The organism is Fibrobacterota bacterium (genome assembly GCA_019509785.1).
In the GTDB taxonomy this organism is placed as follows: domain Bacteria; phylum Fibrobacterota; class Fibrobacteria; order UBA11236; family UBA11236; genus Chersky-265.
This window is the reverse complement of record JAEKLQ010000033.1, coordinates 54327-78382: the sequence shown is the minus strand read 5'-3', so window position 1 is coordinate 78382 and position 24056 is coordinate 54327. Positions and strand designations below refer to the sequence as shown.

General features: G+C 63.0%; 20 protein-coding genes. 6 read left to right on the top strand and 14 right to left on the bottom strand.

The genetic code is table 11. The features are described 5' to 3' along the window. Positions 1 to 235 precede the first annotated feature (235 nt). Positions 236 to 655, top strand: a complete 420-nt coding sequence (locus JF616_08945) for a hypothetical protein (GenBank protein ID MBW8887868.1) — start codon at positions 236 to 238, stop codon at positions 653 to 655. A gap of 13 nt (positions 656 to 668) precedes the next feature. Here JF616_08945 and thiD read toward each other — a convergent pair whose 3' ends face one another. The 4 genes from thiD to JF616_08925 all read right to left on the bottom strand — a co-directional run bounded on the left by thiD (position 669) and on the right by JF616_08925 (position 4972). Beyond that, on the bottom strand, positions 669 to 1469 hold the full coding sequence (gene thiD, locus JF616_08940) for a bifunctional hydroxymethylpyrimidine kinase/phosphomethylpyrimidine kinase (GenBank protein ID MBW8887867.1): 801 nt from the start codon (positions 1467 to 1469) through the stop codon (positions 669 to 671). Positions 1470 to 1508: 39 nt separating this feature from the next. Then, entirely contained in the window at positions 1509 to 2003 is a 495-nt protein-coding gene (locus JF616_08935) for a hypothetical protein (GenBank protein MBW8887866.1), read from the bottom strand. A 128-nt stretch (positions 2004 to 2131) separates the two neighbouring features. Beyond that, the gene (locus tag JF616_08930) at positions 2132 to 4030 is read right to left on the bottom strand and encodes a hypothetical protein (GenBank protein MBW8887865.1); all 1899 of its coding nucleotides are present in this window, start codon (positions 4028 to 4030) and stop codon (positions 2132 to 2134) included. 27 nt (positions 4031 to 4057) lie between these two features. Then, a complete protein-coding gene (locus tag JF616_08925; protein ID MBW8887864.1) occupies positions 4058 to 4972 on the bottom strand; it encodes an AAA family ATPase in 915 nt (304 codons plus the stop codon). A 189-nt stretch (positions 4973 to 5161) separates the two neighbouring features. Between JF616_08925 and JF616_08920 the strand changes: the two genes are divergently transcribed. Then, a complete protein-coding gene (locus JF616_08920) occupies positions 5162 to 5851 on the top strand; it encodes a response regulator transcription factor (GenBank protein ID MBW8887863.1) in 690 nt (229 codons plus the stop codon). A 27-nt stretch (positions 5852 to 5878) separates the two neighbouring features. Here the strand turns inward: JF616_08920 and JF616_08915 are convergent, their stop codons facing one another. After that, the gene (locus JF616_08915) at positions 5879 to 9472 is read right to left on the bottom strand and encodes a response regulator (GenBank protein MBW8887862.1); all 3594 of its coding nucleotides are present in this window, start codon (positions 9470 to 9472) and stop codon (positions 5879 to 5881) included. Between the two features lie 86 nt (positions 9473 to 9558). Here JF616_08915 and trxB point away from each other — a divergent pair, with 86 nt between their 5' ends. Both trxB and JF616_08905 read left to right on the top strand, forming a co-directional pair. Further along, on the top strand, positions 9559 to 10515 hold the full coding sequence (gene trxB / locus JF616_08910; protein ID MBW8887861.1) for a thioredoxin-disulfide reductase: 957 nt from the start codon (positions 9559 to 9561) through the stop codon (positions 10513 to 10515). Between the two features lie 109 nt (positions 10516 to 10624). Beyond that, entirely contained in the window at positions 10625 to 11302 is a 678-nt protein-coding gene (locus JF616_08905; GenBank protein ID MBW8887860.1) for a hypothetical protein, read from the top strand. Here JF616_08905 and JF616_08900 read toward each other — a convergent pair. From JF616_08900 to JF616_08890, 3 genes are read right to left on the bottom strand one after another with little or no spacing between them, the layout of a single operon-like run. After that, positions 11299 to 12315, bottom strand: coding sequence for a glycosyltransferase family 1 protein (locus JF616_08900; protein MBW8887859.1), 1017 nt, complete (start codon positions 12313 to 12315; stop codon positions 11299 to 11301). The two genes, JF616_08905 and JF616_08900, sit on opposite strands and share 4 nt — an antisense overlap. A 9-nt stretch (positions 12316 to 12324) precedes the next feature. Next, positions 12325 to 13833 carry a glycerol kinase GlpK gene (glpK, locus tag JF616_08895; GenBank protein ID MBW8887858.1) on the bottom strand — a complete coding sequence of 503 codons (1509 nt, stop codon included), beginning with the start codon at positions 13831 to 13833 and terminating at the stop codon, positions 12325 to 12327. A gap of 8 nt (positions 13834 to 13841) precedes the next feature. Beyond that, positions 13842 to 14381, bottom strand: coding sequence for a CopD family protein (locus JF616_08890; GenBank protein MBW8887857.1), 540 nt, complete (start codon positions 14379 to 14381; stop codon positions 13842 to 13844). 78 nt (positions 14382 to 14459) lie between these two features. Between JF616_08890 and JF616_08885 the strand changes: the two genes are divergently transcribed. Then, positions 14460 to 15659, top strand: a complete 1200-nt coding sequence (locus JF616_08885; GenBank protein MBW8887856.1) for a tyrosine--tRNA ligase — start codon at positions 14460 to 14462, stop codon at positions 15657 to 15659. A 28-nt stretch (positions 15660 to 15687) separates the two neighbouring features. Here JF616_08885 and JF616_08880 read toward each other — a convergent pair whose 3' ends face one another. The 6 genes from JF616_08880 to rpsP form a co-directional block, all read right to left on the bottom strand. Further along, positions 15688 to 17601 carry a response regulator gene (locus JF616_08880; protein MBW8887855.1) on the bottom strand — a complete coding sequence of 638 codons (1914 nt, stop codon included), beginning with the start codon at positions 17599 to 17601 and terminating at the stop codon, positions 15688 to 15690. A gap of 21 nt (positions 17602 to 17622) precedes the next feature. Beyond that, a complete protein-coding gene (locus JF616_08875; protein MBW8887854.1) occupies positions 17623 to 19731 on the bottom strand; it encodes a response regulator in 2109 nt (702 codons plus the stop codon). Positions 19732 to 20085: 354 nt separating this feature from the next. Then, positions 20086 to 20553 carry a 50S ribosomal protein L19 gene (gene rplS / locus JF616_08870; protein MBW8887853.1) on the bottom strand — a complete coding sequence of 156 codons (468 nt, stop codon included), beginning with the start codon at positions 20551 to 20553 and terminating at the stop codon, positions 20086 to 20088. Positions 20554 to 20589: 36 nt separating this feature from the next. Then, positions 20590 to 21318 carry a tRNA (guanosine(37)-N1)-methyltransferase TrmD gene (gene trmD / locus JF616_08865; GenBank protein ID MBW8887852.1) on the bottom strand — a complete coding sequence of 243 codons (729 nt, stop codon included), beginning with the start codon at positions 21316 to 21318 and terminating at the stop codon, positions 20590 to 20592. After that, entirely contained in the window at positions 21315 to 21851 is a 537-nt protein-coding gene (gene rimM / locus JF616_08860; protein MBW8887851.1) for a 16S rRNA processing protein RimM, read from the bottom strand. The genes trmD and rimM overlap by 4 nt, the downstream gene beginning before the upstream one ends. Positions 21852 to 21922: 71 nt before the next feature. Further along, positions 21923 to 22342, bottom strand: coding sequence for a 30S ribosomal protein S16 (gene rpsP, locus JF616_08855; GenBank protein ID MBW8887850.1), 420 nt, complete (start codon positions 22340 to 22342; stop codon positions 21923 to 21925). A gap of 228 nt (positions 22343 to 22570) precedes the next feature. On the opposite strand from rpsP, the gene JF616_08850 reads away from it, so the two are divergent. Beyond that, positions 22571 to 24034: an alkaline phosphatase family protein gene (locus JF616_08850; GenBank protein ID MBW8887849.1), complete on the top strand. Its 1464-nt coding sequence runs from the start codon at positions 22571 to 22573 to the stop codon at positions 24032 to 24034. Positions 24035 to 24056: the final 22 nt, after the last annotated feature.

Here is a 24056-nt window from a genome sequence, read left to right as displayed (position 1 = left end):
TTAGCCAGATTACGCTTGCCTGCGGCCCATTTGCCGGGCGCTTTTCGGGTCAATCTATCCGAAAAATTGCGTTTTCGCAGCCCGGATTGGGCCCTTTGGGAGTCGTTACGGACGTAAATGCTATTTTCCGGGAGGAACCATTCTTCCCCGTACCGATTGGAACGCCATGCCCCCCGATGAAGCACGCTGTTGGATATTCGGAAGCTCCCTTCCCCTTTCCGCCGAAGACCCGCGTTTGCGCGGACCGCTTGATCGATTCTTCTCCCAATGGCTTTCCCACGGGGAAACCGTCGCGGGCCGTTGGCGCGTGCTCGAAGAGCGGTTCCTGATCGTGCAGCGCGATCCGGAAGGCGCCGCGGTTTCAGGGTGCAGTATAGATTCCATGATCGGCCAGGTAAAGGAACTTGAACGCGAGTTGGGCGCCCGCCTGCTGGATTCCAGCCGCATCTTTTTCCGGTCCCGCGAGGGCAAGGTCCTTTCCGCTACGCGTGCCGAGTTTAAGGCCATGGCGGCCGCGGGGGAAATCGGGCCGGATACCGAGGTCTTCGATACCACCCTCACGCGGCTCGCCGATCTGGCGCCCGGAACCTTCTCCAAGCCGCTTCGCGACTCCTGGCACGCGCGCTTGTATGAGCAAGCCCGCCAGAAATCCTGATCGAATCCGATAATTAGCGCGCCACGTGCAGGCCCAATGGGCCGCGTCCGTTCCCCAAGCCGGGATTGCGGCGGATGGCCTCGCGCACGTATGCCCGCGCCTGGGCCGCGGCTTCCGGCACCGGCAGGCCCAAAGCCAGGTTCGCCGCCAGGGCCGAGGCCAGCGCGCAGCCGGTCCCATGGGTATGCGGCGTATCGATGCGCTCTCCCGTATAGCTGCGCAGGGCTCCCGCGTGCCAGAGGAAATCCATGGGCGGGCCCGGGAAGTGGCCGCCCTTGAGAAGGATGGCGTAAGGCTTGTCCCGGCCGAACGCGTGCAAGTGCTCGGCGGCGTTTTCGGGAGTGGTGGCCTTACCGGTCAGCAAGTCGAATTCGGGCACGTTAGGGGTGATGACCGCCGCCCGGGGCAACAGGCGATCGATGAACTCGGACAACCCCCTCATGTCGAAGAGCGAGGCGCCGGAGGTCGCTCCCATCACGGTATCGATTACCACCGGGACCTTGGCGAAGCGTTCTTGCGAGAGAAGCCGCACCAAAGCCTGGAGCATGCGGCGATCGCCGATGGCGCCGATCTTGATCGCGTCCGGGAAGATATCCTCGAGCAGGAAAGCGACCTGCTCCTCGAAGAACGCGGGTTCGAGGGTCTTCACCCGTCGCACCCCGAGGGTGTTCTGCACGGTAAGCAAGGTGGGCACGGCCATCCCGTAAACGCCGTGGCTCTGGAAGACCTTCAGATCGGCTTCGAGCCCGGCGCCCCCGCTGGGATCCGATCCGGAAAGGGCGAGGGCGATACGCGGGCGGTTAGGGTTCGGCAAGACCCTAAGATAATTTCAGAGTCCCTGACGGAATGAGGGCTAGACCCTGGAATCGAGCAATCCGCCCAACGAGCCCTGGTCGGAGAAGAAATCCTTGTTCAAGACGTAGGGATTCGCGTCGGGGGCGACATACCCGTCATCCTTGAGGAGTTGATCGAGAGTGGCCCCGATCGCCGGATTCTTGAAGGCAGGCGTATTCGCGGAAGTCTGATCGGCGGAGCCGGCCATTGCCGGCGTCGCGCTCGTGGAAGCCGCGCTCGGGGCCGCCGTCGTCTGCCCGTCCCCGATGCCCATGGAAAGCTTGGTGATCTCGATCGCGGAAAGGCCGGAAAGGGCGCCTAGGGCTTGCTTGCCTACGGCATCGTAGATGTTGGATAAATTGCCCAGGTTGGCGCTGGACGCCGTCGGCAACAGGCTTAACGATTGCGACTGGACCATGATTTTGGCCTGGGTAACCGCGGGCAAGGAGGCGGTCCCTCCGTAACCGGGAAAGCTTTGCGAGGCGGACGTATTGGTCAGGCCTGAAATGTCCATATCGGGTAACCCCCAGGGTCATTATCGGATGCGGAGGGCGGATCCTTAAGGGGAAGGTGAAGGATCGCGCGAAGGTTCGGGGGAGGATTGGGGGATTTGGGGGCGGAGGAAACCCAAATTCCGATCTCTCAGTCCGGGATGAAACGCGGGGCCCAGGCCCGCACGTGCTTGCCGTTGAGGACGTGGAATTTCCGCAGGCGGCGCAAGGTCTCCGCGCTGAAGGAGCCCATCGGCACCCAGGAAAGGCGTTTGCCGTTGCGGGCCGCCATGCGCTTGAGACGCAATCCCGGCGGGGTTTGCGATACGCAGGCGACCACCCGTTCGCGGGTGTTGATCAGCGCGCCGTAGAGCAGTTGCTCGGCCAGGTTGGCGAAGCCGAATTCCTTGGCGGGAAGGTCGAAGACGTTGGGCACGGGACGGGGCGGGAAAAGCAGGCTCAGGCCCCCGTACTCCGATTCCGCGATGCCCGGCCCGATCATTTTATCCAGCGGATCGGTGGCGAAGAAAACCAGGGTCGATTCTTCGTCATGTTCCGCGTACCACGTGTTGCGGGTGGGATAGCGTTCATCGTGATCGACGTCGAAGAGGATGACGACGGTATCCACGCGGCCCTTCGCCGGCGGGATCTCCCGCACGTAGATGCCGCCCGTGGTCCAGTTGCGGAGCGTTTCGCGGACGTCGATGCCGTCCCGCAGCGAAGTGGTCAGCTTTTCGGTGCGCGCGAATCCTTGCAGATCCAGATCGCGGGAGCGTCGCCGCACGGCGCGGTTGAACCCTTCTATGCGCTCGTCTTCCGGGGTATGCGAGCACATCCCGCGCGCGTCCCATGCGTAACGGTAACGACGCTGCTTTTCCCGGTCCGGCTCCTTCTTGAGGCGGATGGTCTTCCAGGTCTTGGGCTCGTCTTCGAGCAGGTTGAAGGCGGCCAGCGGCTCCCCGTCCGCGAGGGCGCCCTCGGGCTCGCGGATATGGTCCTTCCCGATCTCCAGGAATCCGGCTTCCGCTTCCTCCGAATCGGAGTAGGGATAGCGGCGGGCCGCTTCGATGACCTTGGCCGCGAAGGCGTTGCCGAACACGCCCTTGGCGGCTTCCACCAGATCGGCCAGGTCCGGTGTCAGCCTTCCCTGCTGCACCGCCAGGTTGCGGAGGAAGATCAGCGCCGTCTGGATCTTCTTTACGGAAATGGCCGCGCCTTCCCCGGGCTCGTCGAGGAAGCTTTCCCGCGTGGCGGAAAAGATCTTCTTGATCAAATCGAGATAGTCCAATGGCGAAGCCAGGGGATCAAGCCGTTCCTTTTCCATTTCGGCGGCGTAGAAAGGCAGTTCGCCCAAGGCGAAGTAGAGGAGTTCGGGTTTGACCGGATATGAGCGGATGTCGATCCTGCCCCCATCGGCCTCGGAGGCGGGCTGCCCATGGACTCCGCCTGGGGTTCCGCTTAGGGTTCCTCCGGCTTCGGCGAGCATGGCTTCGATGGAGGCGGCCGGGAAGGATGCCTGCAAGGCCAGCAGCAAGGGAAAATCGCAAAGGAGCAGGATGCGTTCGTGCTTCCGTTGCAGGCGGCGGAGCGCTTGGGCGGCGAACCGTTGGCGTCGATCGATGCGCGCATCCGGTTCCGCTTGGGCCAGCAGTTCCCGCGCCAGTTCCAGATAGCGCCCGGTGCCGATGCCCTGGACCAGATAAGCGTCCGGCAGGGGTTGCAGCAACGGGGCATCCAGCAGCGAATCGTCTTCGATGAAATGGACCGGGAGCCGGCGTTGCCGGGCCTGGCGCATGCCCTCGATGTAGGCATCGCAGGGATCGAAGGGCAGATAGCACTTGGCTTCGCCTTCCACGCGGATCACCAGGGCCCGCACCGACGGCAAGGCTTCCACGCCGGCGAGGGCCTCTTCGCGCAGCGACGCAGGAAGGGCGATGGCGAGGGCGTCCCACTTGCCTTCCCAGAGCAGGCGGCGCGCGGCCATGGCGAATGGGGCCTTGCCGTGGCGGATAGGGAAGGCGTGGATATGCGGGGAGAGAGCGATCGTCATAATAACCGCTCGGGGCCTAGGCGTCCTTCAATCCCGATCCGGGTTCAACGGATTGTCCTCGTCGAAAAAGAAATCGCCCAGTTGCATGTTGGGCAGGCGGCCTTCGCGCCGGCGGCGTTCGGCCAGGGATTCCATGTCCAGGGCCTCGTCGCCCAACACCTGGCGTACGGCGACGGCGAAAAGGGCTTCCCACTTGCCGGGACGGAGCTCGTTCAGTTTCTCCGCGAAGCGGATGGCGTTCAGGCCGTCGCGGATGGAGTAGGGGAGATCGAGGCCATGGGCCTGTTGCAAGAATCCCACGCAGATGCGGATCAGATCTTCGGGCGCGGAGGGAAGGTTGTAACGCAGGATGCGCAGCTCTTCCTCCGCCTTGGGGAAAGGCAGTTCGATGGCGGGCTGGATGCGCGACATGATGTAGTCGGGGATCTCGAAAGTCGAATCGTCCTCGTTCATGGTTACGACGCAGCGGAAATCCTTATGGGCAAGGATCGTTACGCCCGCCACGAGCGAGTCGACCTGCCTGCGATCGTCCAGCAACGGAGCCAGGGAGGCCCAGGATTTCTCGGACATGCGGTTGCCTTCGTCGAGGATGGCGCAACCTCCCGTCAGCATCGCCGAGACCAGGGCCGAAGCCTGGTACTTGATGTTCCCCTTCTCGCCCAACACCGGGGTGATGATGAGATCCTCGGGCCGCGTGTCGGCGGTGCATTGCAGGACATAGGCGTTTTGCCCGCGCTTGCGGGCGGCCGCCATGGCCAGGGTGGTTTTGCCCAGACCGGGATGGCCCACCAGGCGGGGGCAAAGAGGTTGGTCATCGGGATGGACGGCGAGCCAACAGGCCATCAACTGGGTAAGCGGCTCTTCCTGGCCGATCCATTCGGGCTTGAGCCCCACCGGCTTCGCCAGATGGATCTCGACATTGTCGATGCGCACGGTATCCATAGGGCAAGGCAAATCTAAACCCTGGGGGGGGAAAGGTCAAAATCCCGCTGAATTCGGCGCCACCGATAAATTATGCCGGTTTGTTACGGATTCCCGTTTTTGGGAAATACTCGCGGTCGGGAATCGGGCAATGCCCTATCCGTCTATTCTATCATTTATCGTCAACGGACTTTATTTGGAGGCGTCCGCATGTCGGGACAGCAAACGGAAAAGGCTGCAGCGCGCATCTTGATCGTGGATGATCATCCGGTCGTGCGGCAGGGTCTTAAAATGGCCTTGGGCCAAGCGGGATTTTTCGTGTGCGGCGAAGCGGAAGGCATGGCCGATGCCATGAGCATTTTGGAGTCGGCCAAACCGGACCTCATCCTCGCCGATCTGGATCTCGAAGGCGCCAGCGGGATTGACCTGATCAAGGCCGTCAAGGAGACGCATCCGGATCTGCCCGTACTGGTCCTCTCCATGCATGACGAGGACGCTTATGCGGAACGCGCGCTGCGCGCCGGCGCCCGCGGCTACTTGATGAAACATTCCCCGCCGGAAAGGCTCGCCGAAGGCGTACGCCAGGCGCTCGCGGGGGAAATCATCCTGAGCGAAAGCATGAAGCGGAAAATCCTGTTGGGCCTCGCGGGCCGGCGGGAACCCGCGGCGGCAACGGCAATCGACAAGCTCACCGATCGCGAGTTGGAAGTCTTCCGCCTCCTGGGCGAGGGGATGACCACCCGGCGCATCGCGGAGCGGCTCTCCATCAGCGTCAAGACGGTGGAAGCCCACATCGCGCACCTGAAGAGCAAGCTCGGGGCCGAATCCGGCCGGGAGTTGCAGCATAGGGCCTATTCCTGGTCCTCGGGCGGTAAGCCCGCGGCCGGGCCCGCCGATTAGATCCTTACTCCGCTTTATCCGGAGGAGTCAGTCGAGGCTTCGCGCGGGAAGATGAACCAAGGCTTTCCCGGTGAGCGCGAACAGGTTCGCTAAGTCCCGGATACCCTCGTCCAAAGACCGGATCCCCGAGCTACGGAGCGAGGTTTCCATTTCCTTGAGCTTATCGGCCATGCCGATCGCGCCCACCGTCGCGCAGCTTCCTTTCAGGCGATGGAGGGATTTGACGAGAGCCTGGGCATCCCCGCCGCCATGCTCCGCGCGGATCCGCCCCAAGGATTCGCGGGTGCTTTCCAGGAACATCTCGACCAGGCGGCGGGTATTTTCCCTGCCCTGCGGCGTGCCGTCGTCCAGCGAAGCCAGCCGGGACGCATCCACCAAGGACTCGCTTCCGACGCCGGGAACCACCCATTTGCGGATCATGCTTTCCATGTCTTCGGGCGAGAAGGGCTTGGTCAGGTAATCATCCATTCCCGCGGCCAGGCATTTCTCGCGCATGCCTGCCACCGCATGCGCGGTTAAGGCGATGACGGGAACGCGCGGGCGTTCCCAACCGCCTTGCGCCGGATCGGCGGCCTCCCACGCGCGTAATCGCTGCGTGGTCTCGAACCCGTCCATGCCCGGCATCTGGCAATCCATGAAGACCAAGTCGTAGGTTTTACCCGCGATCGCGGCCAGGGCGGAGGCCCCGTCGGGAAAGGCGTCGACCGCGCAACCCATCTTCTCCAGCATGATGCAGGCCACGTTCACGTTCACGGGGTGATCATCGGCTACCAGCACGCGCGGAGGCGAGGCCCAGATGGGACCGCCGGGGAGAAAGCCCGTGAAAGCGCTCTCGCCGGAGGAGGCATCCGGGACCCCATCCAAGGCGTCCGCTTCGATATGGAAGCGGAAGCGGCTGCCTTTTCCCGCTTCGCTCTCGGCCTCCATGTCCCCGCCCATCCTGCGCGCGAGATCGCGGCTGATGGCGAGTCCCAGGCCCGTACCGCCGGCCGCGCGGGACATGGAATCGTCTCCCTGCCGAAAAGGCTGGAACAAAGAGGCCATGGCCGCCGGCGAGATGCCCGGGCCTTGGTCGGCGACTTCGAAACCGATGCGGCAGCGATAGCCGGCGCGATCCAACAAGCGCACGGTGATTTCCACAGTCCCCGCTTGCGAGAACTTAACCGCGTTCCCGGCCAGGTTCAGCAACACCTGCCTGATCCTCGTGGCATCGCCGGCGAACCGGAAGGGCAGGCCCGGATCCATCCGCTTCGACAGGACGATGTTTTTCTGGCGCGCGGATTCCGCCAGGGCGGACATCGCCCCGTCCACCACGGCCTCCAGGGTGAAAGGTTCCCGGTCAAGCTCCATGTGGCCGCGTTCTATCTTGGAGAAATCCAGGATCTGGTTGATGAGCGCCAGCAAATGGGCTCCGCTCTCCCGCGCGGATCGCGCATAATCCGCCTGGACCGGGTTCAAGCGGGAATCGAGCAGGAAGGCGAGCATCCCCAATAGCCCGTTCAATGGGGTGCGGATCTCGTGGCTCATATGCGCCAGGAAGTCCGACTTGGCGAGGCTGGCGGCCTCGGCGATGCCCTTGGCCTTTTCCAGTTCGGCTTGGGTGCGTTTCAGTTCGGTGAGATCGAGGGCCACGGCCAGCCATCGTTTGCTTTCGTCCAGGCGGGTGATCCCCCGGAAGACGGGGACGAGAGCGCCGTCCTTGCGGGTCCATACGGTTTCCTGGGGCCTGATCCCGCCTGACGAGGATAGCAGCCGCCGCTGGGATTCGATTTCCTCGGCGGGCCTGGAAGCGCCGAAGGCAACCGTGTTGATCGCGCCCTCTTCCAAGTCCGCGTAAGTATAGCCGGAGACGGCCAGGAAGGCTTCGTTCGCTTCCTCGGCGATGAATTTCTCGTTTAATACCGCCACCGCGAGGATATTCGAGTCGAGCAGGGAACGGAAGCGCGATTCCACCGCGCGCAACTCCATCTTGGTGCGCTTGAGCTCGTTGGTGTTGAAGACCATGCACAGGGCGTCCCCGTTCTCCAGTTTGGTGGCGAAGAACAAGGTATTGAGGCGGCTGCCATCGGGCAAGAGCCATTCGCGATCGAATGGGCCCATCCGGCCTTCTTCCGCGAATTGCCGCCGCCGTTCCTCCGCCCCCGAAAGGTAATCCGGGGTCGCCATGTCCCGGGAATGGACCTTACCCGCCTCGAGATCCTCCCGGGTCCGGCGGATCATGGCCAGGAAGGTATCGTTCGCCTCCACCAGGCTGCCATCCAAGGTGGACACGAACACCCCCATGATGGTGCTGGACAGAAACCCCCGGTAGCGCGAATCCCGTAAGCGCAGCTCTTTACGGGCTTGATCCAATTCGTGTACGTCCATGACCATGGCCAGGGAGCGGTCCGTCCCGTCCATCCGCGCCGAATAAACCATGCTGAGAAGGCGCCGGCCGTCGCGCAGCACCCATTCCCGCTCGAACGGTCCATAAGATCCGTCACGGAGGAACTTCTCGATTCTCCCCGACTTGGTGGCCCAGAATTCGGGTGAAGTCAAGGGGGCGATGTCGATTCCTCCCGAATCCAACTCTTCGCGCTCCAGGCCCATCATGGCGAGAAAGGTATCGTTGGCTTCCACGATCATCGAGTTGGGGTCGAATACGAAAATCCCGATCAGCTTGCTGGACCAAAGCTTTCCGTAGCGGGACTCCCGCATCCGCAACTTCTCTTCGATGCGCTTCTGGCGACGGACCAGCACGGCCGGCGCCATGGTGCAGAAAGCGGCGGCATAGGGATACCATTGCAGCGGGCCTACCAGTCCCATGCCCAGCCTTTGCCCCATTTGATACGGCCCATGCCCCATGGCGTCGAGCCCCGCTCCCAACAGGTAGGCGCCCAGGTGCACGGTGGCTGTTCCGCGGGCGCCGAAATCCAAAGCCGCCCACAGCAGGAAAGGGAAGATGGCATAAGGCAGGGGCCTGCCGACCGCGTAAACGATCCAAGCGGGTTGCGTGTCAACCAGGTAACCGACGATCAGGGCGAGAGAGGCGCAGACACCGAAACGGATATGGCGCGCGGTCGCCGCTTCCCAGGCCTGATCCCTTTGCGACCAGGAGAGGACCGTAGGCACGATCACCGCGAGCCCGGCGGCGGCGGCCAAGAAGCTGATCGCCAGGGGACCCAGCCATCCCGTGCCCAGGAACAGGGCCGAAGAGAAGCCATGCAATACCGCGCCGCATGCCGCGCCCGCGGGGACCACTTGGGTGAAATATCGAACCGTGCCCGAAAGGTTGTTCAGGAATCCGGGGCCGCCGGGAACGCGGAGAGCCAGGTACGCGGCCAAGGCGGCCGTGGCCAGATCGGAGATCCAGAATCCGGCGGCGGCCGGGAAGTTTTTCGCGGTGGCCAAGTAAGCGGCCAGTCCCGCGGCCATGGCGAAGGCGAAGAGACGGAAGCGTTGGCGGGGCGGGGCGATCAGTAAAACGGCGGTGAGCATGCCGGGGGCGGGCCAGAAGAGAAGGCCGTCCCCGGATCCGGAGGAAAGGAACCGGCCGGCGAGGACAAGCGCGGCGTACGCACCCGCGAAGGCGGCCATTTTGGCAACGGGGATACGAGCCTTGGAAGGGGTCGGCGATTCCATGATTCCCCATTATCCGATAGGGGAAGCTTTATCGCCAGCTAGGCTTTTTTTTAACTTGCTAGGCCGTAAGAGGAGCGAGACAGCCCATGGCCATCGAAAACGTCGTCATCATCGGATCGGGTCCCGCCGGCCATACGGCCGCCATCTATGCCGCCCGCGCCAACCTTAATCCCCTCATGTTCGAGGGGTTCATGGCCGGGGGCGTCGCGGCCGGGGGCCAGCTCACTACCACCACCGAAATCGAGAATTTCCCGGGCTTCACGAGCATCGGCGGCCCCGAGCTCATGGTCCGCATGCGCGAACAGGCCATCCATTGCGGCACGCGCATCCGCACCGAGACGGTGACCAAGGTCGACTTCTCCAAGCGCCCGTTCAAGATTTGGGCCGAGGATGATTTAATCGAAGCGAAGACGGTCATCATCGCCACCGGCGCCACCGCCAAGCGTATGCACGTCCCGGGCGAAGAGGCCCTGTGGCAACGCGGCATCTCGGCTTGTGCCGTTTGCGACGGGGCGCTGCCCCTGTTCCGTAACCAGCCCCTGGTCGTGGTCGGCGGCGGGGATACGGCGGTGGAGGAAGCCACGCATCTGACCAAGTTCGGCTCCAAGGTGTATCTCGTGCATCGGCGCGACAGCCTACGCGCGAGCAAGGCCATGCAGCAACGCGCCCTCAACAACGTCAAGATCGAAATGGTCTGGGACACCCTGCTTCTCGACGCGGAAGGCAAGGATTGCCTGGAGCGCGTGAAAGTGCAGAACGTGAAGACGGGCAAGGAACATTACCTCGACGCCAAGGGCCTGTTCTACGCCATCGGCCATACGCCCAATACCGCCTTCTTGGAAGGGCAGTTGAAGACGGACGAATCGGGCTATATCCTGACCGAGCCCGGCAGCACCCGGACCAATGTGCGCGGGGTTTTCGCCGCCGGCGACGTGCAGGACAAGCGCTACCGCCAGGCCGTGACGTCGGCCGGGACGGGTTGCATGGCCGCCTTGGATGCCGAGGGATTCCTGCAAGGGGACGAAGCCGCCCACGGGCATTGAGCCCGCGCCCGCCGGGGTGGACAGCCTGTTCCAGCCGGTTTTATCACCATTTCGATTGGTGGCCTCGAGAATGCATCTCCCTGACGTTTCACGTGCTATGTTTTGCTGAATGAACATTCTGCCGTTGGGATTTTGCATCGGCGCGATTGGTCTGTTCGCCTGCTCGCAAGGTCGCTTCAAAACTTACGTCGGGGAATCCAACTTCGAAAGCATTGATACCGGCGGATTCGCCACTCGGAAAATCCCCCTGCCGTCCTGCCACGATACTTTGCAGCTTCGAACCTGGGTTATCGAGGCCACCCGGAAGGCCGAATGCAGCGGGGACTGGATCAACTACGATACGCCGGCTCCCGGCATCTACGAACTTTGGAACCAGTTGTATCCCGGCGATTCCATGTCCGTTTCAGTGCGGGAATTCGAGTTGCGAACCGGGGATACCCTCTTATTTTCCAGGTACTATGACGTTCCCAGAGAGGTCCAGGCATTCCGATCGGCGCAGCTTTACTGCAACCAAGGCGGATGCCGACCCTGGCTGGATACGAGTACGAGCCGCCCCATGCTTCCGTGCAAGCGTGATTCCAGCTTTACCTTATCCACTTCCGGGGCCTTCCCGCTGCCAGTCGTGAACAAGATTCGCCTGCGGGAGAGCCTACGGGTCAAGAATCAATTCTGCGATACCGTGTTCGAGGTGGAAGAGAGGATGATGTTCGGGAGGGTGGGCGGAAGAAGACTCAAGTTCGAGCCGGAGTACTGCCCTCGGTTTCATATCCCCCCCTGGACGCTCTAAGCCGGATTACCCGCCAAAGCCAGGATATCCGCCATGCGCCGCGCGAAGCTATGCTCCAACAGGGCGATTTCCCGATTACGCGCCAGGATCCCTTCGTCGGGCGGTTCCGACAATGCCGCCTTCGCCGCCTTTCCCGCTTCCGCCGGTCCCCGGAATTCCTTGAATCCGCAGCCTGCCAGGGTTTCCCGGATCAAGGGCGCGTCCTCGCTTAAGAGCAGGCATCCCGCCGCCAGAATATCGAACACCCGCGGGCTCACGTGGGAATCGGAGCGATCGGCGGAAGGATCGTCATTGGGAAGATGCAGTCCGATGCGGGAACCCTCCAGTAGCTTGAAGGCCTCATCGGGCCCGAACCATCCCCGCCCGGTCAGGCAAGGCTCCAAAAGCCCGCGATAGCGATCCCAACCCAGGCCGGCGATTTTCAGGGTCACGCCGTCCCGGGCCATGGTTTCCAGCACCTCCACGCGGTAACGGCTGGGGAAACCGATGAAGGCGACGACGGCTTCGCGTTCGCGCCAGCCCCGGACCGCTTCGCGCGGTTTGAGGATGGGCGCGGTGGGCATATAAGCGAATCGCACTCCGGCAGCGGCGCAGGCCTGCTCGACCGGTCCCCGTTGGATGGCGAGGAAATCGGAATAGGCCGGCAGCACTTCCTTCCAATACTTCGCCTGGCGGTAATCCTCGATGAACCAATGCAGCATGCGGACGCCGCGGCGACGCAGCAAATCGACGGTGAACCGGGTGACGGGGCTGAGCGCGATGACCAGCATATGGGTGGCGCCGAAGTCCATGGCCTGTACCACCAACGCCTGGTTGGCCAGATCGACGACCATCTCGTCCGCGGGATCCTTCAGGAGGCGATCGAAGGCGGCGAGATAGGTCTTGATGTCGAAGAGCTTCCGGTCCGCCGCCGGGATTTGGGCCGACAAGGTTTCCCAGGCCTTCTCGCCGACCTGGCGGGCGGCTCCCTCCGGGGGAAGCACCACGATCCATTTCCCGTTAACCTGCGACATGGCTCTTGATTATAACTCTTTCGCCCAGCCCCGGGACCGGGTGACGGCGTCATGCCAACGGGCCACCAGGCGTTCGCGGCGGGCGGAGCCCATGTCCGGCCGGAAGCTATCCAAGCCGAGATCCAATTTGAGCAAATCCGCTTGCGAAGCGACCAGGCCGCAGCCGAGGGCGGCCAGCATGGCGGCGCCCAAAGCGGTCACCTCGGCGCTCCGGTTCACGCGCACCTCGGCCCCCGAGATGTCGGCCTGGAACTGCATCAGCAATTTGTTCCGGCTGGCCCCGCCGTCCACGTTGATGGCCTTGAGGCCGCGCGCCTTGGGCCCGCGGGCTTTGGACCCGGCGTCGAAGGCTCGGATCAAATCGAGGCTTTGGAAGGCGATGGATTCGAGGGCCGCCCGCGCTATATGCGCCCGCGTGGTCCCGCGCGTGAGGCCGATCAAAAGGCCGCGCGCGTCCGGATCCCAATAGGGCGTGCCCAGTCCCGCGAACGCCGGCACGAAGTACACGTCCCCATTGTCGGGAACCGAAGCCGCCAAGGCCTCGCTCGCGGACGCATCCCCGATGATCTTGAGGCCGTCGCGGAGGAATTGCACCACCGCGCCGCCGATCATCACGGCGCCCTCGTGGGCGTAAGTCGTTTTGCCCTTCAGGGTCCAGGCCACCGTGCCCAATAGGCCCTTGGGCGGGGGAACGGGCTTTGGACCCGCGTTGCGGAGCAGGAAGCAGCCTGTCCCGTAGGTGTTCTTGACGGACCCCGGCGAGAAGCAGCGATGGCCGAAGAGGGACGCTTGCTGATCGCCGGCGACCCCGTGGATCTTCACGCCTTCCAGACCGGGAGCCGTGCAGGTCCCGAAATCGGCGTCCGAGGATAAAATCAGGGGCAAGGCCGCCTCGGGCACTCCGAACAATTTCAGCAGGGATTCGTCCCAAGCCAGGGACTTGAGGCCCATCAGCAGGGTGCGGGAGGCGTTGCTGGTCTCGGTTACGTGCCGTTGGCCGCCGGTGAGCTTGTAAATGAGCCAGCTATCGATGGTGCCGAAGGCGAGACGGCCCTCCGCGGCGGCCTTTTTCACGGCAGCATCGTGCTTGAGCAGCCAATGCATCTTGCTGCCGGAGAAATACGGATCGAGAACCAGGCCGGTCTTACGCCGTACGGCCGGCTCGACGCCTTTCTTTTTCAGGGCCTGGCAGAACGCCGCCGTGCGCCGGTCCTGCCACACGATGGCCCGCGCCAGGGGCTTTCCCGACCGCTTGTCCCAAGCGACAATCGTTTCCCGCTGATTGGTGATTCCCAGGGCGGCGATGTCCCCGGCCTTCAGCCGATTGCGTTCGATCAAGTCCCGCAAGGTGGCCCATTGGGTTTCCCAGATCTCTTCGGCGTCATGTTCGACCCATCCGGGCGACGGGAAATGCTGGGTGAATTCCCGCTGCGTTTGATCGACCGCATTCAGTCGCTCGTCGTACAGGATCGAGCGGGAGCTGGTGGTTCCCTGGTCGAGGGCGATGACGTACCGCATGCGCCCGTTTATCCCGGCGTCCGCTTCCGTTTGCGGATCAAGGTCAGCGCGAGCGTGCCGAGGGCGGCCACGCCGATGACCCAGGCCATGGCCTTCCCGGCCATCGCCGGGCTTTTGGTAACAGCTGTGAAAACGATCGCGAACAAGAGTAGGGTCGAGACTTCGTTCCAGACGCGCAATTGCTTGGAAGTCAGGCGGCACCTTCCCTGGAGCAGGTCCTTGCGGATTTTCCCGCAGTAAAGATGGTATCCGATCAAGAGAACCAGGAAACCGAGCTTCATATGGAACCAAGGTTGCTCGTAAGCGCGGATGAGGATCATCAGGCAGGTGCCGAAAAAGGCGGCCAGGATCATGGCGGGCCAGGTGATGGCGTACCAGAGCCGGCGCTCCATGATGGTGAACTGCGCTTCCAGCACGCGGCGCTCGGCATCGGGCCGCGCCTCGGCCTCGACGTGGTAGATGAACAGGCGGACGATGTAGAGCAGGCCCGCGAACCAGCTGACCACGAATACGAGGTGCAAGGCCTTGAGGTAGGGATAAGCGCCCATGGTTGCCACGAAAGGTAATCGCCCCCGGCCTTCCCGGGTACGAATTTTTACCTTTCGCCCTCTACGGAAGGACGCGCCATGCCGGATACCGACGCCTGGAAACTCATCACCCGCGGGGTCCTGGAGATCATCGAGGAAGATGATCTCAGGAAAAAACTCGCCAAGGGCACGCCCCTAAACATCAAGCTCGGCGTCGATCCCACCGCGCCGGACATCCACCTCGGCTTCACCGTGGTCATGCGCAAGCTGCGCCAGTTCCAGGACCTGGGCCATCGCGTCATCCTCATCGTGGGCGATTACACCGCCACCGTGGGCGATCCCTCCGGCAAGAACAAGACGCGTCCCATCCTCACGCATGAGGAAGTCCTCAAGAACGCCGAGACCTATAAGCAGCAGTTCTTCAAGATCGTCGATCCCGCCCGGACCAAGGTTGTCTACAACGGGGAATGGTTCTCCAAGCTCGACTTCACCGGCGTCACCAAGCTCATGTCGCAGATCACGGTGGCGCAGATGCTGGAACGGGAAGACTTCCAGAACCGCTATCGCAACCATCAGCCCATCAGCCTGCACGAGTTCCTTTACCCCATGATGCAGGCCTACGATTCGGTGATGATCGATGCCGACGTGGAGCTGGGCGGCATGGACCAGAAGTTCAACGTGCTGCGCGGGCGCGAGCTGCAGCGCGGTTTGGGCAAGGAGCCGCAGGTGGGCCTGTTCATGCCCATCCTGCTGGGCACGGACGGCAAGGAGAAGATGAGCAAGAGCCTGGGCAATTACGTAGGCGTGAGCGAGCCGCCCCAGGCCATGTACCATAAGCTGTACGCCCTGCCCGATTCCCTGATCGAAAGCTATTTCCAATTGCTGACCGATGCGCCGCTGGAAACCGTACAAGCCAAGGTAGAGGACATGCGCGCGGGTAAACTGAATCCCAATGTCCTTAAGGACGAGTTGGCGCGGGACATCGTGGCCCAATATCATGGTCCCGATGCGGCGGAGAAAGCGGCCGCTCAGGAACGCAAGATCCATGCGGGCGAAGCCCTGCCCGAAGACATCGCGTCGCTCACGGTTCCTGCCGGCGAACATTGGATCCCCGAGTTGATCGTGAAGGCCGGGTTGGCCAAGAGCAACGGCGAGGCGCGGAGGATGATCGAGAACGGCGGCGTTTCCTTCGACGAGGCGAAGGTGATCGACCCTAAAGCGAAAGCGGTCGTCTCCGGAACGCATCTCCTCAAGTGCGGGAAGCGCAACTTCGTGCGCATCGCGGCGGGATTGCCCTGAGGCCTCAAAGCCGGTAGCGTAGCTCCATTCACCTGGGCGTCGCGCACGCCGCCACTAAAGCCCGCAACCGCCCTTCCAGGATGGGTTTGGGCAGCAAATCGTCCATCCCCGCTTCCAGGCAGCGCCGCAAGGCGCTTTCCGGCGCTTCCGCCGTCACCCCTATCAGGATGGGCCGTCCCCCCGGCGGCGGCTTTTCGTTCAGGTTCCGGGCGCAGGCGTAGCCGTCCATCCCCGGCATATGGCAATCCAGGAAGACCACATGGTAGGCCTTGGCCGCGCAGGCGTCCAGGGTCTCCTGCCCCGAACCGGCCGTATCCGGCGTGATACCGTAACCGGCAAGGAACTGGACCAGCAGTTTCCTGTTCATGGGATGGTCGTCGACCACCAGCACCCTCAAGGACGGGACCGAAGCAGGCAAGGGCTTTTCCGGCGATCCGGATCCGGCGCGCAATCCCCCGGAAGGCGTCTCTCCGAATAGGGGCTCGGGGGCGCCTTTGGGACCGCGCTCCATGCGGCTCTGTACCGCGACATGCAGGGCCGCAGGGGCTTGAGCCGCGGACATCGAAGCCTCGGCGGCTTTGGACTCGGCGGCGGGCTCCTTTTCCTCTAAAGGGTCGGGGGCCACCATCGGCAAGGGGACGTGGAACCGGAATACCGTGCCGCCCGCGGCGCCGGAGGAAAAGCTTATCGCGCCACCCATCAGATCGACGATCTGCTTGCAGATGAACAATCCCAGCCCGGTTCCCCCGTATTGCCGCGAGGTCGAGGCGTCGCCTTGGGCGAAGGGTTCGAAAAGTCGGGCGCGGACGTTTTCCGGGATGCCGATGCCGGTATCCGCGACTTCGCAGATCAGGGACGGGCTCCCGGAGAGGCCGGCCGGCCGATACCCTAAGCGGAGGATCACCTCGCCGGCTTCGGTGAACTTGCAAGCGTTCCCGACCAGATTGCGCAGCACCTGCTTGAGGCGCGCCGCATCCCCCGATAGGCGCGGGGGCAGGGCCGGATCAGGTTGCAGGGAGAGGGCCAAGCCCTTGCGGGCGGCCTCGATCTCGAATGGACGAAGCACCTGATGGCCTAACCGGAGGGGGGAGAAGGGCGCGGGTTCCAGGCGCATCTTGCCGGCTTCTATGCGCGACAGGTCCACCAATTCGTCCACGATGGCTAGCAGATCGCCGGCGGCCGCCTGGATGTCCTCCAACGTCGAACGACGTTCGGGACCCGCTCCCGATTTGATCAAGAGGTGGGAAACGCCGAGGATTTCCTCCAAGGGGGCGCGGATGGCGCCGCTCATGCGGGTCAGGAAGCGGCTCTTCGCCTCGTCCGCCGATCGGGCGGCCGCGCCGGCCAGCGCCAGGGCCAGTTCGGTTGCCCGGTTCCCGCGGAAGAAATAGAAGATGAGCAATATCTCTACGGCTTGCAGGGTGAACATCTCCGTCAACCGCAATTGCCGCAGATCGGACAAGGGAACGGGTGCCAGCAATCCGCGCGCGGGCGCCAGCGCCTCGGTGGCGAGCAGCAGCGCCGAGCTTAGTGTGATCCCGTAAATGATGGACTTGCGTTCTTCCCATTCGAAGAGCACCAACGGGGTCCAGCCCGCCAGCAGGAAGAACAGGTGCTGGCCGGTTTCTGTGCCCATCGAAAGCGAATAGCCGAGGACATCCAGGTTGGCCAGGGTTATGAGGAAGAAGCGCGCGAACCAGGTACGGCCGGCGCGGTTGAAGCGATGCACCGATGCGTAGCCCAGGAAAATGGGGATTTCCAGCCAACCCATCAGTCCCTCGCCCGAAGCCAGGTAGATCAAGATGAACGGCAGGCTCAAGGCGGCGATGGACAAGGAAATCTGGTTGCTCAGGATGATGCGCTTGGCCCTGCGGGGATCGAAGGACGCGTCCGCTCCCGCGTGGAATGCGGCCGAAAGCGCGTAAGGGACGGGGAAACGCATGGTGAAATAAGCGGGAGTTCGCTAAACCTGGCCGACTTGCCTGCGCAACTCTTCCAAGGAGGGCTCGAGCGCGGTTTCCAGCTCGGCCAGCAGGCTCTCCCAGTCCGCATTAGCGCCCTGGACGGCCAAAGCTTCCAGGCGTTTGCAGACATCCCCGATCCGGCTCAGCCCCATCATCAAGCAGATCCCCTTCAGGGAATGCGCCGATTCGGCCGCTTCGCGCGCGCGGCCCGCGGCGAAGGCCTCCCGCAGGGCGCCGATCAGGCGTTCCGCCGATGCCCTGAACTGATCCTCCGCCCTCGGCCAGAATCCCGGATCATAGGTACGGATCCATTCGTCCATCTCGCGCAGATGCCGTACGTCGACCCACTGCGATGGCAGCGGGGATGCGGCGGCCCCCCGGATCGGCCGCTCCGGCGCCTGGCGCGAAGGCCCAAGCCAACGCGAAAGGGCCCGGTTGAGCGCTTCGGAGAGGATGGGCTTGGTCAGTACCTCGTCCATGCCGGCTTCCAAGCAGCGCTCGCGCGTACCCGGCATCGCATCGGCGGTGACCCCCAGGATGATCGGTTGCTTGCCCGCGGCAGCCAGGGAACGCAACGCGCGAGTGCACGCGTATCCGTCCATGCCCGGCATATGGCAATCCATGAAGATGAGATCGAAAGGGCGCGCCGCGTACTTTTCCAAGGCTTCCTTGCCTCCCGGAACGCACTCGGCCCGATAGCCCGCTTGGGCCAGGAAGCCGGCCAGCACTTTCTGGTTGAGGGGATGATCCTCGACGATAAGTAAACGCGCCGACGGCCCGCTACGGTAGGGCCTTTCATCCGAAGGCGCCAGGGGCACGGCCTCGCGCGCGTCCTTTTCCCATACGACGGGAAAGGGCGCTTGGAAGCTGAAGACGCTGCCTCGCCCCAATTCGGATCGGTACCCGATATCGCCTCCCATCATCTCTGCGATTTGCTTGCAGATGAACAGGCCCAAGCCGGTGCCGCCGTGGCGGCGCGCGGGCGATTGCTCCGCCTGGGAGAAGGATTGGAAAAGCCGCTCTTGAGACTCCGGGCCGATGCCGATACCGCTGTCGGTCACCTCGCATGCGAGAGGGAAGGCGTCCGTGGGCTCCCCGGATACGGTCCCGCGCCGGATCGTCAGCGCCACCGATCCGGATTCGGTGAACTTGACGGCGTTGGAGAGCAGGTTGTTCAGCACTTGCTTAAGCCGCACCGGGTCGCCCAGCAGGCGTTCGGGCAGGCCGCGTTCCATCTCCACCATGAAGCGCAGGCCTTTGCGGCGGGCCTCGTGCTCGAAAGGCCGCGTCACCGAATCCACCAACGGGCCGATCGCGAAAGGCACGCGCTCCAACCGCATCTTGCCGGCCTCGATCTTGGAGAGATCCAGGATCTCGCCGATGATGGCCATCAGATCCAGCCCCGCCGATTGCACGGCCGCCAGCAGATCGCGTTGGTCATCGCGCAGCTCGGTCTTCAGCAGCAGGCTCGACATGCCGAGGATCCCGTTCAAGGGCGTGCGGATCTCGTGGCTCATATTGGCGAGGAACTGGCTCTTGGCCTTGTCGGCGGCTTTGGCGGCTTCGCCGGCCTCGGCCAGGGCGGTCTCGGTGCGCCGGTTGGCCAGGAAAAAATGCAGCACGATCAGGATCTGCAAGGCTTGCGCGGTGAGCACCACGAAGAAGTGGAAGTACCGGGTATGCTGCGCGTCCAAGGGCACCGAGAGGCCGCGCTCGGGCGCGAAAGCCTCCAAGCCCAGCAGCAATAGGGCGTTGATGCCGACGCCGGCGATCATGGATTTGCGTTCTTCCCAATCGAAGAGGATGAGCGACAGCCAGGCGATGGGCATGAAGAAGAAATGCAAGCCTGCCTTGCGGCCCAGGGCCAAGGTGGCCAAGAGGATGCAAAGGTTGCCGAGTTGGGAAAGCAGGAAGCGGGCGAACCAGGCGTGGCCGCGTCGATTGAGCCAAGGCACCGCGGAGAACAGGCAAGCGGCCGCCAGCGAAACCAATCCCATCTCCCAGGCCTGGAAGAAGGGATACACCGCCGCGTAGAGCAACGCCGCGGCCGCGCAGGTGGCGGCGATCCGGTTCGCGAGCCGGATCCGCTTGGCGCGACGCGGTTCCATGCCGGCCGATGTCCCCCATAGGAGAACGCGATCGAAGGCTTTCCGCGCCACTGTAAAAACCATCGACAAAAGATAACTTTGGATTGTGATAACGATGACAACTCTTGCAAAAATCCCCGGGGCTTGGGTCCTTTGCGCTTGTTGCGCGCATGACCTCGAACGCGGATTACCCGCGGGGCTCCAGGGATAGTCTTACCGAAAAGTCGTCAGTGCGGGGAAGTCGGAAGAGCGCGGGCGGGGCGCCCTATGCGGGCCGCAGGAAATGCGGCAGCCATGGTGGACGGGATCAATCGAAAGGGGTCGCCCCCGCGCCTAATCGCGATCGAGCCGCGATTAGGCAGGGCGGACCATCGGCTAGGCGGTCGCTTCGGCCTTGGCCTTGGCGGCTTTGGCGGCCTTGACCTTGGAGGACTTCGGCGCGGCGGCCGCTGCTGGAGCGGCGGGGGCGGAAGCCGGCGCGGCCACGGCCTTGGCCTCGCGCTCCTTGATACGGGCGGCTTTGCCCTGCAGATCGCGCATGTAGAAAATGCGGGCGCGGCGGACCTTGCCCAGGCGATTCACCTTGATGGAGGCGATGCGCGGTGAGTTGAGCGGGAAAATGCGCTCGACCGGGATGTTGTTGGAGATCTTGCGGACCGTGAAGGTTTCGGAGATCCCGGACCCGCGGCGTTGGATCACTACGCCGGTGAAGGTCTGGATGCGCTCTTTGGCGCCTTCGATAACCTTGAAGTCGACGCTCACGGTGTCGCCCGCGCGGAATTCCGGCACGTCGGTCTTCAGGTTGGCATGATGGATGGCGGCTACCGTGGAATGCATGTTCAAGTCCTTTCGTCTAAGTCTTCGGGGCGTCTCCGCCGATCAGGCGGGAGAAGTCCCCAGTATCTTTTTCTCTTCATCCGTCAGCTGGGCCGAGCGGAAGAGATCCGGGCGGTTCCGGCGAGTCAGTTCCAGGCTGGCCTTGATGCGCCACTTCCGGATATTTTCATGATGCCCCGAAACCAACGCTTCCGGCACCAACCGTCCTTCGAAATCCTGCGGCCGGGTGTAAACCGGCCAACCCAGGCGATGGGGCAGGAAGAAAGAATCGGTTTCGGCCGAAGCCACGTCCCCAAGCACGCCGGGCAGAAGCCGGGCGATCGCATCAATGACCACCATGGCGGGAAGTTCACCCCCCGATACCACGTAGTCGCCGATGCTAAGTTCTTCATCCACATAGGCATCCACGAACCGTTGGTCGACGCCTTTGTAGTGCCCGCAAATTATAAGAAGATTCTCGGTTTTGGCCAATTCCTTGGCCCTATCCTGGGTAAAAATCCGTCCCTGGGCGCTCATGTGCAAGACATGCGGTTTCCGTCCCAAAAGCGTGGAAACGTGCTCCAACCCCTTTTTCAGGGGTTCCGGCCGTAGCACCATGCCGGCTTCCCCGCCGAAGGGCACGTCATCGACCTGTCCGTACTTGTTTATGGCGAAGTCCCTAAGGGAATGGCATTTGAGCTCCAGGACCCCCGCCTTACGGGCCCGCCCCGGGATGCTGGCGTCCAGGGACGCGAACATTTCCGGGAACAGGGTGAGGACATCGATCCTCATAACAGGCCCCGCAGGGCCGAAAGGTCCACGCGCACCTTGCGCTCGGCCTTATCGATGCCTTTCACGAAATGATCGTTCCAGGGGATGTGGATATCCTTCATCCCGGTTCCGATCACCAATAGCTCGCTGGCGCCCTGCTCCAGCACCTCCACCACCGAGCCCACCACGGCCCCGGTCTCGTCGATGACCTGCATCCCCGGGACGTCGGAGACGTAGATCATGTCGGCGGGGAGCTCCAGGCGTTCGGTATCCGGGATGAGCAATTGGCCCCCGCTCAAGTGGGCGATCGCTTCCGGTGTGCGCATGCCGTTGAATTTCAGATACCAGAACTCGCCGTCCCCGCGGGTCCCGCGGATTTCCAATTCCAGGATTTCGGCGCCCTCCCGCTTGCGGAAATACACCTTCGATAAGGACGCATGGCGATCGAAATCGAAACTGGTCGGACGCACCTTCATCTCGCCCAAGAGGCCATAGGGCTTTTGGGTGTAGCCGACGAGGACGAGGTCTTCCGGGGTGGGGGGCTTCTGGGACATAAGGGGTAGATAACAAAAGGGCCGGTTTAACCGCCGGCCTCGGGAACTTTCCTAGGTGAGGAAGTAAGGGTTCAGGCGGCCGGAGCTTCTGCGGCGGGCGCAGCCGGAGCGGCCTTGGCGGCGGCTTCCTTCTCCTTGGCGAGAGCTTCCTTCTTCTTCTTATGGAGCTTGGGCTTCTTCGGCTTCCAGCTGATTCCCTTGCTCGCGGATTCGATGCTGGCCTTGCCGCCCTTGATCTTGGCGAACTTGTCCATGATCCCCTGATGATGGAACAGGGACCGCACGGTGTCCGAAGGCTGGGCGCCTACCTGCATCCACTTGATGGCGCTGGGCTCGTCGATCTTCAGGGTCGGCGGATTGGCGGCGGGATCATAGTAGCCGATATGCTGCAGGAACTTTCCCGTGGCGGCCTTGCGTTGATCGGCCACCGCAATGCGGAAGAAGGGACGATGACGGTGCCCCTGGCGGGACAATCTGATGACAACGGACAAAGGGCCTCCACGTATTTTCTGAGGTGGTCTAATTTAGGAAGAAAGCCCAGGATTTTCAAAGGCAATCCCAGGATCGATGGCAAACGGCCGGATTTCGCCGCTTCCCCGCCATCGCCTCGTTAATAAAACGGAAACCTTCCCGTAATGGGGTCGGATCCTCTTCTCCTCTAATTTCCAACCCCTGGAAGCGAAGTGCTCTCCGGAAACCAGATTCAAAAGGGGTTCTGCATGAATTCGAAGCTTTTTTTCGCCCTAGGGCTTGGCCTGGCCTGCGCGCATGCGCATGACCGCGCCGAACCGGTCCGCCACGTGCTTCTCATCAGCGTCGACGGTATGCATGCCCTCGATCTTGCTCGCTTCGTCGCCGGGCATCCGGGATCGGCCTTGGCCAGGCTGTCATCCGTGGGCGCGACCTATACCGAGGCATCGTCGAGCAAGCCTTCCGATTCGTACCCCGGCCTCTTGGCCATGGTCACCGGCGGCTCCCCGATTTCCACCGGCGTCTATTACGACGACAGCTACGATCGCAACCTTTGCGCTCCCGGATCGGACTGCAGCGTACATGGCACCGAAGTGGTTTATGACGAATCCGTGGATATCAATATGGATTCCCTGGATGCCGGTGGCGGCATCGATCCCAAGGCCTTGCCGTTGGATCCCGCCACCAAGAAGCCGGTTTATCCTCACCAGTTCCTGCGCGTGAATACGGTTTTCGAAGTCGTGAAGGCCGCGGGCGGCCGCACCGCCTGGTCGGACAAGCATCCTTCTTACGAAATCGTGAACGGGCCTTCGGGGCGCGGCGTGGACGATCTGTTCGCGCCGGAGATCAACAGCGCCGCCGGTTTCACGAGCAGCGTGTCGCTTTGCGAGACTTATGACGATATCAAGGTGAAAGCCATCCTGAACGAGATCGCGGGCTGGGACCATGCGGGCAAGAAGCGGGTAGGCGCCCCGAACCTGTTCGGAATGAACTTCCAGGCCGTGAGCGTGGGCCAGAAAGTCGATGGTTACGCGGACGGAGCGGGGACGCCCAGCGCGAATCTCGCCGATGCGCTGGAGCATACCGATCAATCCATCGGCAAAATGATCGACGCGTTGCGCATGCACGGATTGGATCGCTCTACGGCAATCATCATTTCCGCCAAGCACGGCCAATCGCCCATCGATCCCTTGCGCCGGCAGATGGTGGATAGCAAGATCATCCCGAACCTGATCAACGCGATCCAGCCTGGCCTGGTGGCCCAAGCCACGGAAGACGACGTGGGCCTCATCTGGCTGACGGATCAATCCAAGACCGAGGCGGCGGCCAAGGCCCTGCGCGATCATCAGGCCATGGCGGGCATCCAGGAAGTGCTAAGCGGCGACGCCCTCAAGCTGATGTTCCCTGATCCCCTCAAGGACAATCGCGCTCCCGATATCGCGGTGGTGCCGGTGCACGGGGTGATCTACGGCAAGCTGAGCGCGACCAAGTTGGCCGAGCACGGCGGCTTCGCGGATAACGACACCCACGTGGCCTTGCTGGTCGCGGGACCAGGGATTGCGCCATCGGGGATCAAGACCCCGGTACAGACGACCCAGATCGCGCCGACCCTTCTGCGCATGCTCGGCTTGGATGGGGAAGCGTTGCAGGCGGTTCGCTTGGAAAAGACCCGGGCCTTACCGGGGTTGGGCTTGCGCGCAGATGGGGAGTGATCGATAGTCGAGGAGCCGGGGC

Coding starts and splice junctions, on each gene's coding strand:
- trxB (MBW8887861.1), top strand. CDS start 9,559: ATGGCCATCGAAAACGTCGTCATCATCGGATCGGGTCCCGCCGGCCAT.
- JF616_08935 (MBW8887866.1), bottom strand. CDS start 2,003: ATGGACATTTCAGGCCTGACCAATACGTCCGCCTCGCAAAGCTTTCCC.
- JF616_08850 (MBW8887849.1), top strand. CDS start 22,571: ATGAATTCGAAGCTTTTTTTCGCCCTAGGGCTTGGCCTGGCCTGCGCG.
- glpK (MBW8887858.1), bottom strand. CDS start 13,833: ATGCGGTACGTCATCGCCCTCGACCAGGGAACCACCAGCTCCCGCTCG.
- JF616_08930 (MBW8887865.1), bottom strand. CDS start 4,030: ATGACGATCGCTCTCTCCCCGCATATCCACGCCTTCCCTATCCGCCAC.
- JF616_08900 (MBW8887859.1), bottom strand. CDS start 12,315: ATGTCGCAGGTTAACGGGAAATGGATCGTGGTGCTTCCCCCGGAGGGA.
- JF616_08915 (MBW8887862.1), bottom strand. CDS start 9,472: ATGGAATCGCCGACCCCTTCCAAGGCTCGTATCCCCGTTGCCAAAATG.
- JF616_08875 (MBW8887854.1), bottom strand. CDS start 19,731: ATGGAACCGCGTCGCGCCAAGCGGATCCGGCTCGCGAACCGGATCGCC.
- trmD (MBW8887852.1), bottom strand. CDS start 21,318: ATGAGGATCGATGTCCTCACCCTGTTCCCGGAAATGTTCGCGTCCCTG.
- rimM (MBW8887851.1), bottom strand. CDS start 21,851: ATGTCCCAGAAGCCCCCCACCCCGGAAGACCTCGTCCTCGTCGGCTAC.
- JF616_08890 (MBW8887857.1), bottom strand. CDS start 14,381: ATGGGCGCTTATCCCTACCTCAAGGCCTTGCACCTCGTATTCGTGGTC.
- JF616_08885 (MBW8887856.1), top strand. CDS start 14,460: ATGCCGGATACCGACGCCTGGAAACTCATCACCCGCGGGGTCCTGGAG.
- JF616_08905 (MBW8887860.1), top strand. CDS start 10,625: ATGAACATTCTGCCGTTGGGATTTTGCATCGGCGCGATTGGTCTGTTC.
- JF616_08880 (MBW8887855.1), bottom strand. CDS start 17,601: ATGCGTTTCCCCGTCCCTTACGCGCTTTCGGCCGCATTCCACGCGGGA.
- JF616_08920 (MBW8887863.1), top strand. CDS start 5,162: ATGTCGGGACAGCAAACGGAAAAGGCTGCAGCGCGCATCTTGATCGTG.
- JF616_08925 (MBW8887864.1), bottom strand. CDS start 4,972: ATGGATACCGTGCGCATCGACAATGTCGAGATCCATCTGGCGAAGCCG.